Genomic DNA, 15,561 nt, shown 5'->3' with positions numbered 1-15,561 from the left:
CAATGATTACAGATTATATAAGTGAAGATAAACGTTTTCAGGAATTAGATGACGTTTTTGGTCAAGATAACATATTAGTTACGGGATTATCCCCTTCTGCTAAAGCGACAATTATCGCTGAAAAGTATCTTAAAGATCATAAGCAATTGTTACTCGTAACGAATAATTTATACCAAGCAGACAAAATTGAAGCAGACCTTTTACAATACGTTGATGGTTCTGAAGTGTATAAGTACCCAGTACAAGATATTATGACTGAAGAATTCTCAACACAGAGTCCTCAATTAATGAGTGAACGTGTGAGAACATTGACGGCGCTAGCCCAAGGCGTGAAAGGGTTATTTATTGTGCCATTAAATGGTTTCAAAAAATGGTTAACCCCTGTAGAAATGTGGCAGAGTCATCAAATGACGCTTAAAGTAGGAGAAGACATAGATGTCGATGCATTTCTAAACAAATTAGTGAATATGGGCTATCGCAGAGAAAGTGTGGTTTCTCATATTGGGGAATTCTCACTACGTGGCGGTATCATCGATATTTATCCACTTATAGGTACGCCTGTAAGAATAGAATTATTTGATACAGAAGTCGATTCAATTAGAGACTTCGATGTTGAAACGCAGCGCTCTAATGAAAATATTGAAGAAGTCGAAATCACTACTGCGAGTGACTATATCATTACAGATGAGGTTATTCAGCATTTACAGACACATCTAAAAGAAGCGTACGAACATACACGTCCTAAAATTGAAAAATCTGTGCGTAATGATTTAAAAGAAACGTATGAAAGTTTCAAATTATTTGAATCTACATTCTTTGATCATCAATTATTACGACGTTTAGTTGCGTTTATGTATGAACAACCATCTACAATTATTGATTATTTCCGAGATGATGCGATTATCGCAGTAGATGAATTTAACCGTGTGAAAGAAACGGAAGAGACATTAACAACAGAAGTGGATGACTTTATTGGCAACTTAATTGAGAGTGGAAATGGGTTTATAGGACAAAGTTTCATGAAATATGATGGTTTCGAAACATTACTTGAAAAGCGTCCCGTGGCCTATTTCACATTATTCACATCCTCCATGCAAGTGCCGCTAGAACATATTATTAAATTCTCATGTAAACCTGTTCAGCAATTCTATGGTCAATACGACATCATGCGTTCAGAATTTCAAAGATTTATTCATAATGACTATACAATTATGGTACTTGTGGAGACGGAAACGAAAGTTGAACGTATTCAATCCATGTTAAATGAAATGCACATTCCGACGGTCTCTCATATCCATGAAAAGGTTGATAGCGGACAAGCCATCGTTACAGAAGGTAGTTTGTCTGAAGGCTTTGAATTACCTTACATGCAATTAGTGGTGATTACGGAGAGAGAACTTTTCAAGACAAAACAAAAGAAACAACGTAAGCGTACTAAAACGCTGTCTAACGCTGAAAAGATTAAATCTTATCAAGACTTAAACGTGGGAGACTATATCGTTCACGTACATCACGGGGTTGGACGTTATTTAGGTGTTGAAACGCTTGAAGTAGGCGATACACATCGTGATTATATTAAATTGCAATATAAAGGTACTGACCAATTATTCGTGCCTGTAGATCAAATGGACCAGGTTCAAAAATATGTTGCTTCTGAAGATAAATCCCCAAGATTAAACAAATTGGGCGGCACAGAATGGAAGAAGACGAAAGCCAAAGTTCAACAAAGTGTTGAAGATATTGCAGATGAATTGATAGACCTTTATAAAGAACGTGAAATGTCGGTGGGTTACAAATACGGGGAGGACACTGCAGAACAATCAGCATTTGAACATGACTTCCCATATGAGTTAACACCTGACCAAGGCAAATCAATTGAAGAAATCAAGAGCGATATGGAACGTGAACGACCTATGGATCGTTTATTATGTGGTGATGTTGGTTATGGTAAGACAGAAGTTGCTGTGCGTGCAGCATTTAAAGCAGTGATGGAAGGGAAACAAGTAGCCTTTCTTGTTCCTACTACCATTCTGGCTCAACAGCATTATGAGACGCTGATTGAACGTATGCAAGACTTCCCTGTTGAAATTCAGCTTGTGAGTCGTTTCCGTACTACAAAGGAAATTAAAGAGACGAAAGAAGGCTTGAAATCTGGATACGTGGATATCGTGGTCGGTACTCATAAATTGCTCGGCAAAGATATCCAGTATAAAGATTTAGGTCTACTCATTGTCGATGAAGAACAACGATTCGGTGTACGACACAAAGAACGCATTAAAACGCTCAAAAAGAACGTGGATGTGCTCACTTTAACGGCGACACCTATACCAAGAACCTTGCACATGAGTATGTTAGGCGTTCGTGATTTATCTGTCATTGAAACGCCACCGGAGAACCGCTTCCCTGTCCAAACTTATGTGTTAGAACAAAACACTAACTTTATTAAAGAAGCATTAGAACGTGAATTGTCCCGTGATGGGCAAGTGTTCTATTTGTATAACAAAGTTCAATCTATTTATGAAAAGCGCGAACAACTGCAAATGCTAATGCCAGATGCTAATATTGCGGTTGCGCATGGTCAAATGACTGAACGTGATTTAGAAGAGACAATGCTTAGTTTCATCAACCATGAATATGATATCTTGGTTACAACAACGATTATTGAAACAGGTGTGGATGTTCCTAATGCCAATACACTGATTATCGAAGAAGCTGACCGTTTTGGTCTTAGTCAACTGTATCAACTTAGAGGACGTGTAGGACGTTCAAGTAGAATCGGGTATGCTTACTTCCTCCATCCAGCTAACAAGGTCTTAAATGAAACAGCTGAAGAACGTCTACAAGCGATTAAAGAATTTACTGAACTTGGTTCTGGCTTTAAAATCGCAATGCGAGATCTCAATATTCGTGGCGCTGGAAACTTACTAGGTAAACAACAGCATGGCTTTATCGATTCAGTTGGTTTCGACTTGTACTCACAAATGCTTGAAGAAGCGGTGAATGAAAAGCGTGGCATTAAAGAAGAAACCCCAGATGCGCCAGAAGTAGAAGTGGAATTGAATCTCGACGCTTACTTACCAGCTGAATATATACAAAATGAACAAGCTAAAATTGAAATTTATAAAAAATTGCGTAAAGTTGAGACCGAAGATCAATTATTCGATGTTAAAGATGAACTTATCGACCGTTTCAATGATTATCCAGTTGAGGTGGAACGTCTTTTAGATATTGTTGAAATTAAAGTACATGCCCTCCATGCGGGTATTACATTGATTAAAGATAAAGGCAAGACAATTGAGGTATCGCTTTCTACAAAAGCTACTGAAAATATTAACGGCGAAGAGCTATTCAAACAGTCGCAACCACTAGGTAGAGCCATGAAAGTAGGCGTTCAAGATAACGCAATGCGCGTGACGCTTACTAAATCTAAACAGTGGCTAGATAGCTTGAAATTCTTAGTTAAATGTATCGAAGAAAGTATGGCGATTGAAGATGAAGCGTAAATCACAGCCTAAAACAGCGTTTAATGGTGTCATCATACTGACGTTAGCGCTCATTATTGTTAAAGTTTTGAGTGCCATTTATCGTGTGCCATATCAGAATGTACTTGGAGATCAAGGATTATATGCATATCAACAGGTCTATCCCATCGTGGCATTAGGTATGATTTTGTCCATGAACGCGATACCGAGTGCCGTCACTCAAGTTTTAGGTATCAATAGCTCTATTTCGACTTATTCGAAAGTGATGTTACGTTTACAATATGTTGGATTTGCCATATTTGTCGTCATCTTTATTTGTGCACATCCTATTGCGGTTTGGATGGGTGATGACAGATTAACGCCAATGTTAAGAATGGCGAGTTTTAGCTTTATATTAATTGGTATCTTAGGCGTGTTGCGTGGATTTTATCAGACGAAACAAGAGATGAATATTCCAGCTATTTCCCAGGTAATAGAACAATTCATTCGGGTTGGCTTAATTATTATTGCGATTGTCTTATTTTCTCTTCATGGCTGGTCAGTTTACCAAGCAGGGACATTAGCAATCCTGGCTTCATCTATTGGGTTTTTAGGTTCCATGCTTTATTTAGTGCTGACACGTCCATTTTCCTTAAAATTAAAGCGCAACACAGTGCATGTAAATTGGCGACAATTATTCGTATCTATATTAATCTATGCATTGAGCCAACTTATCGTCATCTTGTGGCAAGTTGTCGATAGTTTCACAGTCATACACACGTTACAAGTGAGTGGGCTCTCGTTTAAAGAAGCTATTCAGCATAAAGGTATATATGATAGAGGTGCATCCTTTATCCAAATGGGCTTAATCGTCACAACAACATTTAGTTTCGTGCTCATACCTTTACTCACTGAAGCTATTCAACATCGTAATGATATCCATAAGAATCGCTATGCGAATGCATCAGTTAAGATTACCGTGTTGATGAGTTCGGCCGCAGGAATAGGTTTAATCAATCTGCTACCGCTGATGAATCGTGTCTTTTTCAAGAACAATGCACTCACTGCAACACTAAGTGTCTATATGGTTACAGTAATGTGCGTATCACTCATTATGATGAATATTGCGTTGTTACAAGTCTTAAATCATATACGACCTATATTGATTGGCATTACACTTGGATTGATGTCTAAAGCTATTTTAAATGTTATATGCATCAGTCAATTTGGTATTTTGGGTGCCAGTTTAAGCACCGTGCTATCGCTATTTATATTTGTGGGTGTGTTACAAATAGAAGTACTGAAGTATTATCGTTTTAGTCAGATGCGCTCGTTTATTATTAAATTAGTAGGTGGCATGGTTGTTATGAGTGTTGCTGTGCAAGCGGTAATGTTCTTGATTCCGAGTCACGGGCGAATGATGGGATTGATTGAATTATTCATCGGTGCTTTCGTAGGAATTGGCATTCTGATTATATATATCATGATGTTTGATGTATTAAGCTATAAAGAGTTGAAATATTTACCTTTTGGAGATAAACTTTATCATTTTAAGAAAGGAAGACGTTCATGAGTCACACTATTACAATTGTTGGTTTAGGTAATTACAGTATTGATGATTTACCGCTAGGCATTTATCGCTTTTTAAAAAATAAACCCAAAATCTATGCGAGAACTTTAGATCACCCCGTGGTCGAAGAACTGAAGACAGAACTTCACTTCGAAAGTTTTGATGATATTTATGAGGATAATGCAACTTTCGAAGAAGTGTACGAAACGATTGTGAATGAATTGATACAACGTGCACAATTCGAAGATATTGTTTATGCGGTTCCGGGTCATCCTCGCGTGGCTGAGACGACGACGGGAAAGTTGCTCGAATATAGTCAATCGCATGATGATATTAGTGTAGAAACTTTGGGTGGTAAAAGCTTTATCGATGATATCTTTGAAGCGGTAAATGTGGACCCTAACGATGGCTTTACGTTGTTAGATGGCACAGCTTTAGAAGAGTCAATGCTGAATATACGCACACATACGATGATTACACAAGTGTATAGTGCAATGGTGGCGGCTGATCTGAAGTTAACGTTGATGGAACGCTACCCTGACGATTGGGAAGTGAAGATTGTGACAGGTGCGCATAGTGGTGGTTCTCAAGTAATTACATGCCCACTTTATGAAATTGATCATTATGAAAATGAATTCAATAATCTTACAAGTTTATACATTCCTAAAGTGAACGATGATAAAGCATTTTATCAAGACTTTGACTTTGCGGTACAAACAATTGATTTACTTGTAGATGACGAGAAAGGTTGTCCTTGGGATAAAATTCAAACGCATGAAACACTTAAACGGTATTTGTTAGAAGAAACGTTTGAATTATTCGAAGCAATTGACAATGAAGATGATTGGCATATGATAGAAGAGTTAGGTGACATCTTACTACAAGTCCTACTCCACACAAGTATCGGCAAAAAAGAAGGTTATATGGATATCAAAGAAGTCATTGAAAGCCTTAATGCCAAGATGATCCGTCGTCATCCTCATATATTTGGAGAAGCACAAGCTGATTCTGTGGAAGACTTAAAAGAGATTTGGTCTGCAGCGAAAGATAAAGAAGGTAAAAAGCCTCGTGTGAAATTCGAGAAAGTATTTGCAGAGCATTTCTTGAAGTTGTATGATGAAACCAAAAATAAACACTTTGACGAAGACGCCCTCAGAAATTTTTTACAACAAGGGGAGAATCAATCATGAGATTAGATAAATATTTAAAGGTTTCACGACTTGTTAAACGACGTACGTTAGCTAAAGAAATTAGCGATCAAGGTCGTGTAACTGTAAACGGAAATGTAGCGAAAGCAGGAACCGATGTTAAAGAAAATGATGAACTCGTCATTCGCTTTGGCCAGAAGTTAGTTACTGTTAAAGTTACGGGTTTAAATGAACATGCCACAAAAGAAAACGCCAAAGGCATGTATGAATTAATTAAAGAAGAACGCATTAATGAAGCGTGAAATGTACAAGGAGGTGACAAGCAATGAGTAATAAAGTAGAGAATATAGGCAATCAGTATACCTCACAAGAAAATAAGAAAAAACAGCGTCAAAAAATGAAAATGCGTGTCGTACGTAAACGTATTGCTGTATTTGGTGGTATACTTTTAGCAGCTATACTGATTTTAATCGTGTTGCTTGTCATTCAAAAGCATAGTAACGATCAAGATGCGGTTGAAAGAAAACATAAAGAAGCCCAATTCCAAAAACAACAAGATGAGGAAATTGCTCTAAAAGAGAAATTAAATAACTTAAATGATAAGGATTATATAGAAAAAGTAGCTCGAGATGACTATTATTTAAGTAATAAGGGCGAAGTTATATTTAGATTACCAGGTGACAATAAATCCTCTAAATCTAAATCATCCGATGATGACGATAACTAGGATGATAAAATAATCTGATTATAGCATTGTTAAATTACGCGAACAGGAATATAATAAGAATAAAATCGAATCTAACCAGGAGGATTTATTTAGAAAATGTCAATCGAAGTAGGAAACAAGCTTAAAGGTAAAGTTACAGGTATCAAAAAATTTGGTGCATTTGTAGAATTACCTGAAGGAAAAAGTGGTTTAGTACATATCAGTGAGGTTGCTGACAATTACGTTGAAAATGTTGAAGACCACTTATCAGTTGGTGACGAAGTTGAAGTAAAGGTATTATCAATCGCTGATGACGGTAAAATTAGTCTATCGATTAAAAAAGCTAAAGATCGTCCTCGTAAACCTCACCATAATAATAAATCTAATCATGGAAAGCCAGTTCAAAAAACTGAAGACTTTGAGAAGAAATTAAGTAACTTCCTAAAGGATAGTGAAGACAAATTAACTTCAATCAAACGTCAAACAGAGTCACGTCGTGGCGGTAAAGGTTCAAGACGTTAATATAAAATAGATTTAGACATACATCGAGCCATATTTAATACAATGAATAATGGTGGATAAGAACAAAATGTGGTGGCCATCAAAGAGAGATGTTGGTCGGTGATTGAACACATGTATCACTCTTACGGGGTGGGACGACGAATTCAAATATAACTCTTTTGAATTCTCGCCCACTCCTATTTTATTTTCGAAGTGAGGTGAGATAATGGAGCTTAACACAGAAGGATGGTCTAAAGATGCACACTTAGTGGTTGCTGTTTCAACAGGGGTTGATAGCATGTCTTTATTACATAGTTTGTTGCATGATTATCATAATACATATCGCAAACTAACTTGTGTTCATGTGAATCACGGTTTGCGTCATCAATCTGTTGAAGAAGAACAGTTTCTTAAAGATTATTGCAGAGCGCATCATATTGAATTATATGTGAAACATCTCGATTTATCTCAAATAGTAGAAAAGGGTAATAGTATTCAGCATGAAGCACGGCAACGCCGGTATGATTGGTTTGGTGAAATAATTCAAAAAATCGATGCTGATGCCTTGTTAACAGCACACCATCTTGATGATCAACTTGAAACGATTTTTTATCGTTTACTAAGTGGTCGATCTACTCGTAGTGCTTTAGGTATGTCACTCATATCAAATTATAAACATTATCGTGTTTGTCGTCCTTTATTAGAAGTATCAAAAGAGGATATTTTAGCTTACCAACATTCGAACACTATTCCTTACTTTGAAGATGATTCCAATCAAGACACGAAATATGTGCGGAATGATATTAGACAGCGAATCCTTCCGACAATCAATCGCAATCCATTTCTCGATACACATCATTTGTTGAGGTTAAAGGACTGGCATGACAATGAATTACAGTTATTAAATGAATATGCGCAACATTTTATCACTCACTTCGTATTTGAAAATAAAGACGAGATGGGCTATTCATTTTCAAGAGAAGCCTTTAATACGCTCAATTCAAATGTTAAAACAATAGTAATGGATCAACTATTTGAAAATTTGAAACTTCACTTTGCAATACCTCAAAAAACATACGATGAATGGTTTCAACAATTTCAAAATAACAAATCTCAATTTAATATAGATGTTACAGAAAAATGGATAATTCAAATTGCATATGATACATTAATAATAATGGCTAAATCAGTAGACAGAGAAAATAGCATAACAAGTATTACGATAGAACAGCCAGGTACATATCGATTCAATGGCTATAAAATTGATATTAATCAACACTTACCTGAGACGTCATACCCTCTAAAAATTCGAGCGAGACGTCATGGTGATGTGTTTAAACTTAACGGTAAAAAAGGGCATAAAAAAGTAAGTCGTTTGTTCATAGATCAAAAAATTATCGCTGATGAACGAGAGCGTATACCTGTAGTGGTTAATAATTCTAATGAAATCATAGCTATAGGGTGCTTATATGTCCATGAGCGTTTTAAAGACTTAATAATGATTACGGATAATGGAGATGAATAATAATGCATAACGATTTAAAGGATGTTTTATTAACAGAGGAAGACATTCAAAATATTTGTAAAGAATTAGGTGAAAAGATTACAGCAGACTATCAAAATCGTCCGCTTGTATGTGTAGGTATTCTTAAAGGATCAGTCATGTTCATGGCAGATTTAATCAAACGTATCGATACACATTTATCCATCGATTTTATGGATGTTTCAAGTTATCACGGAGGTACAGAATCAACGGGTGAAGTTCAAATTATAAAGGATTTAGGTTCATCAATTGAAAATAAAGATGTACTGATCATTGAAGATATTTTAGAAACAGGAACAACATTAAAATCTATAACTGAGTTATTACAATCACGTAAAGTTAAGTCTTTAGAAATTGTAACACTACTTGATAAACCAAATCGTCGTAAAGCGGATATAGAAGCGAAATACGTTGGTAAAAAAATCCCAGATGAATTTGTTGTTGGTTACGGCTTAGATTATGGGGAATTATATAGAAACTTACCGTATATTGGTACGTTAAAACCTGAAGTTTATTCTAAATAAATGTAGGGATGGAATATAAGTGAATACAAGCACTATTGATTTGCGTATCGCGTACATTATAACTATGCGTCTCGCTAGATATAGTGTAGACTCGATTTATACGCTATAGGTCCTTTTTGAAGTGAGTCGTATTTGTCTTTACATGGTAAATGAATAAGATAGCAAAATTTAAAGAAATATATAGTTGGAATTGACTAAAATTGAAGAATCAATACGAAAGTTGAAATACTAGCCTGTCTAAGAAGTATTGTGTTACAATTTTTGTTAGTTTTATTATTGGAAGTAGGAGGAAATGACGCATGCAGAAAGCTTTTCGCAATGTGCTAGTTATCGCAATTATAGGCGTTATTATATTTGGGGTATTTTCGTTCTTAAACGGTAATGGAAATATGCCTAAACAACTTACATACACTCAATTTGTTAATAAGTTGGATAAAGGCGATTTAAAATCTTTAGAAATCCAACCTGAACAAAATGTATATATGGTAAGTGGTAAAACTAAAAGTGGTGACGATTACTCATCAACAGTTTTATATAACAATGAAAAAGACTTACAAAAAATTACAGACACAGCTAAGAAACAAGATGGTCTGAAATTTACAGTTAAAGAAGAAGAAAAACAAAGTGTCTTTGTTAGTATTCTAACAACACTGATTCCAGTATTAATCATTGCATTATTATTTATTTTCTTCCTTAGCCAAGCCCAAGGTGGTGGCGGCGGAGGTCGTATGATGAACTTTGGTAAATCTAAAGCTAAAATGTACGACAGTAATAAACGTCGCGTTCGTTTCTCTGATGTTGCAGGTGCTGATGAAGAGAAACAAGAATTAATCGAAATTGTAGATTTCTTAAAAGATAATAAGAAATTTAAACAAATGGGATCTAGAATTCCTAAAGGTGTCTTACTTGTTGGACCTCCAGGTACAGGTAAAACATTATTAGCACGTGCGGTTGCAGGGGAAGCTGGCGCACCATTCTTCTCTATCAGTGGTTCTGACTTCGTAGAGATGTTTGTTGGTGTTGGTGCAAGCCGTGTTCGTGATTTATTCGAAAATGCTAAGAAAAACGCACCATGTATCATTTTTATTGATGAAATTGATGCAGTAGGTCGTCAACGTGGCGCTGGTGTAGGCGGCGGTCATGATGAACGTGAACAAACGCTTAACCAATTATTAGTTGAAATGGACGGCTTCGGGGAAAATGAAGGCATCATCATGATTGCTGCGACAAACCGTCCTGATATCTTGGACCCAGCCTTATTACGTCCTGGTCGTTTCGATAGACAAATTCAAGTTGGACGTCCGGATGTTAAAGGTCGTGAAGCAATTCTTCACGTACACGCTAGAAACAAACCACTTGATGAAACAGTTGACTTGAAGGCAATTTCTCAAAGAACACCTGGTTTCTCTGGTGCTGATTTAGAAAACTTACTTAACGAAGCATCATTAATTGCTGCTCGTGAAGGTAAAAATAAAATTGACATGCGTGACATTGAAGAAGCAACAGACCGTGTGATTGCAGGTCCAGCTAAGAAATCTCGTGTTATTTCTGAGAAAGAACGTAATATTGTTGCACATCACGAAGCAGGGCATACTATTATTGGTATGGTTCTTGATGAAGCAGAAGTCGTGCACAAAGTAACAATCGTTCCTCGTGGACAAGCCGGTGGTTACGCGATGATGTTACCGAAACAAGATCGCTTCTTAATGACTGAGCCAGAATTACTAGATAAAATTTGTGGTTTACTTGGTGGACGTGTTTCTGAAGATATCAACTTTGGTGAAGTATCAACAGGTGCTTCAAATGACTTTGAACGTGCAACACAAATTGCCAGATCAATGGTTACTGAATATGGTATGAGTAAGAAACTCGGACCGTTACAATTCTCTAGTAGTAGTGGCGGCCAAGTATTCCTTGGAAAAGATATGCAAGGCGAGCCTAATTACTCTGGTCAAATTGCTTATGAAATTGATAAAGAAGTTCAACGTATCGTTAAAGAACAATACGAACGTTGTAAACAAATCTTATTAGAACATGAAGAACAACTTAAACTGATTGCTAAGACATTGCTTACTGAAGAAACATTAGTTGCAGAACAAATCCGTTCATTATTTAACGAAGGTAAATTACCTGAAGTTGATTATGACGCTGCAAAAGTAGTTAAAGATGAAGATACAGATTATAGTGATGGTAAATATGGCAAATCTTACGACGATATTCGTAAAGAACAATTAGAAGAAGGCCATAAGGAAGAAGAACAAGATCGTAAAGAAGATCGTGAAATCGATAAAGAAAAACGTCAACAAGAAGATCATGATCGTTCAGGAAGCGAATCAGACCATGATTCTGATTCAGAAGCGACTGGACATGAACAATCACCAAATATCGATAAACCATATGATCCAAGCAATCCTGATAACAGACATTAGTTAAGTTGAATTAAGTCTCTTTCTACTCATTCAATCATTGAAGTAGGAAGAGGCTTTTTTTAGTGTGAGATGATGCTCAGTGTGGAATGATAGAAACGTAAGGTATTTCGAAGGTATGCTTGTTTAAAATTAATCATAATGAGGTAGGCTTATTTGATTTATTTCGGGCTACTCGAATGTTTATTTTCAAAATGAGCAACACATTTCATATTACTAAACAACAGATGTATAATAGTCAATCAGTAATGAATTTAAAAATAAAACTTATGAAATAGATTAAAAATTAAAAGGAGAATGACAAATGACACATGATTATATCGTAAGAGGATTGGCATATGATGGCGAAATCAGAGCCTATGCAGCAATCACTACAGAATCTGTGCAAGAAGCACAAACTAGACACTATACATGGCCTACAGCATCAGCTGCAATGGGACGTACGATGACTGCAACAGTTATGATGGGTGCAATGTTAAAAGGCGATCAAAAGTTAACTGTTACAGTAGACGGCAAAGGGCCAATAGGACGAATTATCGCAGATGCAGACGCAACAGGAAACGTACGTGCATATGTCGACCATCCACAAACACACTTCCCACTAAATGCGCAAGGCAAGTTGGATGTGAGTCGTGCAGTAGGTACTGATGGTTCAATTCAAGTGGTTAAAGATGTAGGAATGAAAGACTATTTCTCAGGAGCAAGTCCGATAGTATCCGGTGAACTTGGAGATGACTTTACTTATTATTATGCTACAAGTGAACAAACACCATCTTCAGTTGGATTAGGTGTTCTAGTTAACCCTGATAACTCAATTAAAGCTGCAGGAGGTTTTATTATCCAAGTTATGCCTGGGGCTAAAGATGAAACAGTGACGCGTTTAGAGAATGCAATTAATCAAATGCAACCAGTTTCTAAGTTAATTGAACAAGGATTAACACCTGAAGGTATTCTTAATGAAGTTCTAGGAGAAGATAATGTTCAAATCTTAGATACGATGCCTGCACAATTTGTATGTAATTGCAGTCATGAAAAATTCTTAAACGCGATCAAAGGCTTAGGTGAAGCAGAAGTACAAAGTATGATTGATGAAGATCATGGTGCTGAAGCAGTTTGTCATTTCTGTGGTAATAAATATCAATATAGTGAAGGCGAATTAGAAGATTTATTAGCGACAATGAAGTAAGTGTGGCGCTAAATGGGATTGAATAATAGCTGAAAAGTATGTTTAGGGGAGATAGTTGAACCCATGAAATTTAAGATTGACGGTCTTAATATCACCAATTTGACGGTATCGTAGTAGTTAATCTTCATTCATGGTTCAGTTATCTCCTTACGTTTAATTTGATTTCTGTAGGGAAAAATTCTAATGTATATGTTAAGTATAGGTTTTTTATTGAGGACAAGACAATTCTGTTTCTCTTTTTAGAAAATTCTGATAGAATAAATCTATATCCGATAGGAAAACTAAGTTTTATAATTATATAACAAAAAGGAGTGTTTTTAATGGCACAAAAGCCCGTAGATAACGTTACACAAATTATTGGTAACACACCTGTAGTTAAATTAAGAAACGTAGTTGATGAAGACGCAGCAGATATTTATGTCAAATTAGAATATCAAAATCCAGGTGGCTCAGTTAAAGACCGTATCGCATTAGCAATGGTTGAAAAAGCCGAACGCGAAGGTAAAATTAAACCTGGTGACACAATTGTAGAACCAACAAGTGGTAACACAGGTATCGGTTTAGCATTTGTATGTGCAGCAAAAGGTTATAAAGCTGTCTTCACAATGCCTGAAACAATGAGTCAAGAGCGTCGTAACTTATTAAAAGCTTATGGTGCAGAACTTGTATTAACTCCAGGGTCAGAAGCAATGAAAGGTGCTATTAAAAAAGCAAAAGAACTTAAAGAAGAACACGGCTATTTCGAACCTCAACAATTCGAAAACCCTGCTAACCCTGAAATCCATGAACTTACAACTGGTCCAGAATTAGTAGAACAATTTGAAGGTAAAGAAATTGATGCTTTCTTAGCAGGTGTAGGTACAGGTGGTACACTTTCAGGTGTTGGTAAAGTCTTAAGAAAAGAATATCCTAACGTTCAAATCGTGGCGATTGAACCAGAAGCTTCTCCTGTATTAAGCGGTGGCGAACCTGGTCCACATAAATTACAAGGTTTAGGTGCAGGATTCGTACCTGATACACTCAACACTGAAATTTATGATAGTATTATTAAAGTTGGTAATGAGACTGCAATGGATATGGCTCGTCGAGTAGCTAGAGAAGAAGGTATCTTAGCTGGTATTTCTTCAGGTGCTGCAATCTATGCTGCTATCCAAAAAGCAAAAGAATTAGGTAAGGGTAAAACAGTTGTAACAGTATTACCAAGTAATGGTGAACGTTACCTATCTACTCCTTTATATTCATTTGATGACTAATATTAAATAATTAAAGTGATATATAGACGAAGATGTTGGCTAAGTTGTTATGATATCGATGTATTTTGAGCATTGATATTGTAAAGACTGATTGGCCCTGCATCTTCGTCTTTTTTGTTATTGTGAAAACATATCATGTTCTGTAATTTTATATTTTTAATTAAGAATGAAAAATATACTCAAAAGCGTAGTCTATGAATGATATGATTGATAGTAAGTCGTGTAGTATGTGTATTTTAATTTTCAAAATTAAGAAAAATACATATACATCTACAAATAAAGTTATAAATTAGAAAAAAGGTGAAGCAAATGGCGAAAACAAAAATTATGGGCATACTGAACGTCACGCCTGATTCATTCTCGGATGGAGGTCAATATAATTCGGTTGATAAAGCGATTGAACGCGTCAAAGAGATGATGGATGAGGGCGTGGATATTGTCGATGTAGGCGGCGTTTCAACACGACCAGGCCATGAAGAAGTAACATTAGAGGAAGAAATGGAGAGAGTGATACCAGTTGTTGAAGCAATCTCACAATACGATGTACAAATCTCTGTAGATACATTTCGTAGTGAAGTTGCTGAAGCATGTCTTAAATTAGGTGCTTCGATCATTAATGATCAATGGGCTGGATTATATGATCCTAAAATGTTTAAAGTTGTAGCTCAGTATGAAGCGGAAATCGTCCTAATGCATAATGGAGACGGACATAGAGATGACCCAGTTGTAGACGAAATGCTCATGTCGCTCATGGCTCAAGCTAACAAAGCAGAAATGGCTGGTATTCCTCAAGAAAAGATATGGTTGGATCCAGGTATTGGATTTGCGAAAACGCGCGAAGAAGAAAATGAAGTAATGGCACGTTTGGATGAGCTTGTAGCGACCGAGTATCCTATATTACTAGCGACGAGTCGAAAAAGATTCATTAAAGAAATGATTGGTACGGATACCACGCCTTTAGAAAGAGATGAAGCAACAGTAGCAACGACTGCCTATGGTATAATGAAAGGTGTTAAAGCTGTTCGAGTTCATAACGTTCAATTGAATGCCCGTTTAGCTCAGAGTATGGATTTCTTAAAGGAGAATGAATATGAACGACATAATCTTTCTTAATGGTATGCGTTTTTACGGGTATCATGGAGTATTGCCAGCTGAAAATGAAATCGGTCAAGTATTCATTGTAGATGTTACTTTGAAAGTCGATTTGAAAGATGCAGGCCAATCAGATGATGTAGAAGATACA

At 36.3% G+C, this 15,561-nt stretch carries 12 protein-coding genes and 1 pseudogene; all 13 read left to right on the top strand.

Going from position 1 to position 15,561, the window contains the following annotated elements:
* The first annotated feature begins 2 nt into the window (after positions 1-2).
* On the top strand, positions 3-3,503 hold the full coding sequence (gene mfd, locus HMPREF2580_RS03305) for a transcription-repair coupling factor (protein WP_176747463.1): 3,501 nt from the start codon (positions 3-5) through the stop codon (positions 3,501-3,503).
* Positions 3,493-5,034, top strand: coding sequence for a polysaccharide biosynthesis protein (locus HMPREF2580_RS03300; protein WP_070830396.1), 1,542 nt, complete (start codon positions 3,493-3,495; stop codon positions 5,032-5,034). The genes mfd and HMPREF2580_RS03300 overlap by 11 nt, the downstream gene beginning before the upstream one ends.
* Complete coding sequence (locus HMPREF2580_RS03295) at positions 5,031-6,221, top strand: MazG nucleotide pyrophosphohydrolase domain-containing protein (RefSeq protein WP_070830395.1); 1,191 nt, start codon at positions 5,031-5,033, stop codon at positions 6,219-6,221. Before HMPREF2580_RS03300 ends, HMPREF2580_RS03295 begins: the two co-directional genes overlap by 4 nt.
* The gene (locus HMPREF2580_RS03290) at positions 6,218-6,481 is read left to right on the top strand and encodes an RNA-binding S4 domain-containing protein (protein ID WP_002445693.1); all 264 of its coding nucleotides are present in this window, start codon (positions 6,218-6,220) and stop codon (positions 6,479-6,481) included. The genes HMPREF2580_RS03295 and HMPREF2580_RS03290 overlap by 4 nt, the downstream gene beginning before the upstream one ends.
* A 23-nt stretch (positions 6,482-6,504) precedes the next feature.
* Complete coding sequence (gene divIC, locus HMPREF2580_RS03285; protein WP_002445692.1) at positions 6,505-6,906, top strand: cell division protein DivIC; 402 nt, start codon at positions 6,505-6,507, stop codon at positions 6,904-6,906.
* 96 nt (positions 6,907-7,002) lie between these two features.
* Positions 7,003-7,407 carry a S1 domain-containing RNA-binding protein gene (locus HMPREF2580_RS03280; RefSeq protein ID WP_002445691.1) on the top strand — a complete coding sequence of 135 codons (405 nt, stop codon included), beginning with the start codon at positions 7,003-7,005 and terminating at the stop codon, positions 7,405-7,407.
* Between the two features lie 205 nt (positions 7,408-7,612).
* The gene (gene tilS / locus HMPREF2580_RS03275; RefSeq protein WP_070830393.1) at positions 7,613-8,911 is read left to right on the top strand and encodes a tRNA lysidine(34) synthetase TilS; all 1,299 of its coding nucleotides are present in this window, start codon (positions 7,613-7,615) and stop codon (positions 8,909-8,911) included.
* 2 nt (positions 8,912-8,913) lie between these two features.
* Positions 8,914-9,453 carry a hypoxanthine phosphoribosyltransferase gene (gene hpt, locus HMPREF2580_RS03270; RefSeq protein ID WP_002445689.1) on the top strand — a complete coding sequence of 180 codons (540 nt, stop codon included), beginning with the start codon at positions 8,914-8,916 and terminating at the stop codon, positions 9,451-9,453.
* A gap of 299 nt (positions 9,454-9,752) precedes the next feature.
* A complete protein-coding gene (ftsH, locus tag HMPREF2580_RS03265) occupies positions 9,753-11,882 on the top strand; it encodes an ATP-dependent zinc metalloprotease FtsH (RefSeq protein ID WP_070830391.1) in 2,130 nt (709 codons plus the stop codon).
* Between the two features lie 301 nt (positions 11,883-12,183).
* On the top strand, positions 12,184-13,065 hold the full coding sequence (gene hslO / locus HMPREF2580_RS03260) for an Hsp33 family molecular chaperone HslO (RefSeq protein WP_070830389.1): 882 nt from the start codon (positions 12,184-12,186) through the stop codon (positions 13,063-13,065).
* 320 nt (positions 13,066-13,385) lie between these two features.
* On the top strand, positions 13,386-14,318 hold the full coding sequence (gene cysK, locus HMPREF2580_RS03255; RefSeq protein ID WP_070830387.1) for a cysteine synthase A: 933 nt from the start codon (positions 13,386-13,388) through the stop codon (positions 14,316-14,318).
* Positions 14,319-14,627: 309 nt separating this feature from the next.
* Positions 14,628-15,431 (top strand): dihydropteroate synthase, encoded by an 804-nt coding sequence (folP, locus tag HMPREF2580_RS03250; RefSeq protein WP_070830385.1) that lies wholly within the window; start codon positions 14,628-14,630, stop codon positions 15,429-15,431.
* Positions 15,409-15,561, top strand: a pseudogene (locus HMPREF2580_RS03245) (dihydroneopterin aldolase); the annotation flags it as partial. The gene folP and the pseudogene HMPREF2580_RS03245, both read left to right, overlap by 23 nt.

Origin of the sequence: Staphylococcus sp. HMSC036D05 (assembly GCF_001836225.1) — a bacterium.
Taxonomy (GTDB): domain Bacteria; phylum Bacillota; class Bacilli; order Staphylococcales; family Staphylococcaceae; genus Staphylococcus; species Staphylococcus caprae.
The sequence above is the reverse complement of the archived record's forward strand: the minus strand, read 5'-3'. Positions and strand labels throughout refer to the sequence as shown.

What these genes read in the sequence shown, in the direction of transcription:
- cysK (WP_070830387.1), top strand. Translation starts at nt 13,386, where the DNA reads ATGGCACAAAAGCCCGTAGATAACGTTACACAAATTATTGGTAACACA.
- mfd (WP_176747463.1), top strand. Translation starts at nt 3, where the DNA reads ATGATTACAGATTATATAAGTGAAGATAAACGTTTTCAGGAATTAGAT.
- ftsH (WP_070830391.1), top strand. Translation starts at nt 9,753, where the DNA reads ATGCAGAAAGCTTTTCGCAATGTGCTAGTTATCGCAATTATAGGCGTT.
- hslO (WP_070830389.1), top strand. Translation starts at nt 12,184, where the DNA reads ATGACACATGATTATATCGTAAGAGGATTGGCATATGATGGCGAAATC.
- hpt (WP_002445689.1), top strand. Translation starts at nt 8,914, where the DNA reads ATGCATAACGATTTAAAGGATGTTTTATTAACAGAGGAAGACATTCAA.
- HMPREF2580_RS03295 (WP_070830395.1), top strand. Translation starts at nt 5,031, where the DNA reads ATGAGTCACACTATTACAATTGTTGGTTTAGGTAATTACAGTATTGAT.
- folP (WP_070830385.1), top strand. Translation starts at nt 14,628, where the DNA reads ATGGCGAAAACAAAAATTATGGGCATACTGAACGTCACGCCTGATTCA.
- HMPREF2580_RS03300 (WP_070830396.1), top strand. Translation starts at nt 3,493, where the DNA reads ATGAAGCGTAAATCACAGCCTAAAACAGCGTTTAATGGTGTCATCATA.
- HMPREF2580_RS03290 (WP_002445693.1), top strand. Translation starts at nt 6,218, where the DNA reads ATGAGATTAGATAAATATTTAAAGGTTTCACGACTTGTTAAACGACGT.
- tilS (WP_070830393.1), top strand. Translation starts at nt 7,613, where the DNA reads ATGGAGCTTAACACAGAAGGATGGTCTAAAGATGCACACTTAGTGGTT.
- divIC (WP_002445692.1), top strand. Translation starts at nt 6,505, where the DNA reads ATGAGTAATAAAGTAGAGAATATAGGCAATCAGTATACCTCACAAGAA.
- HMPREF2580_RS03280 (WP_002445691.1), top strand. Translation starts at nt 7,003, where the DNA reads ATGTCAATCGAAGTAGGAAACAAGCTTAAAGGTAAAGTTACAGGTATC.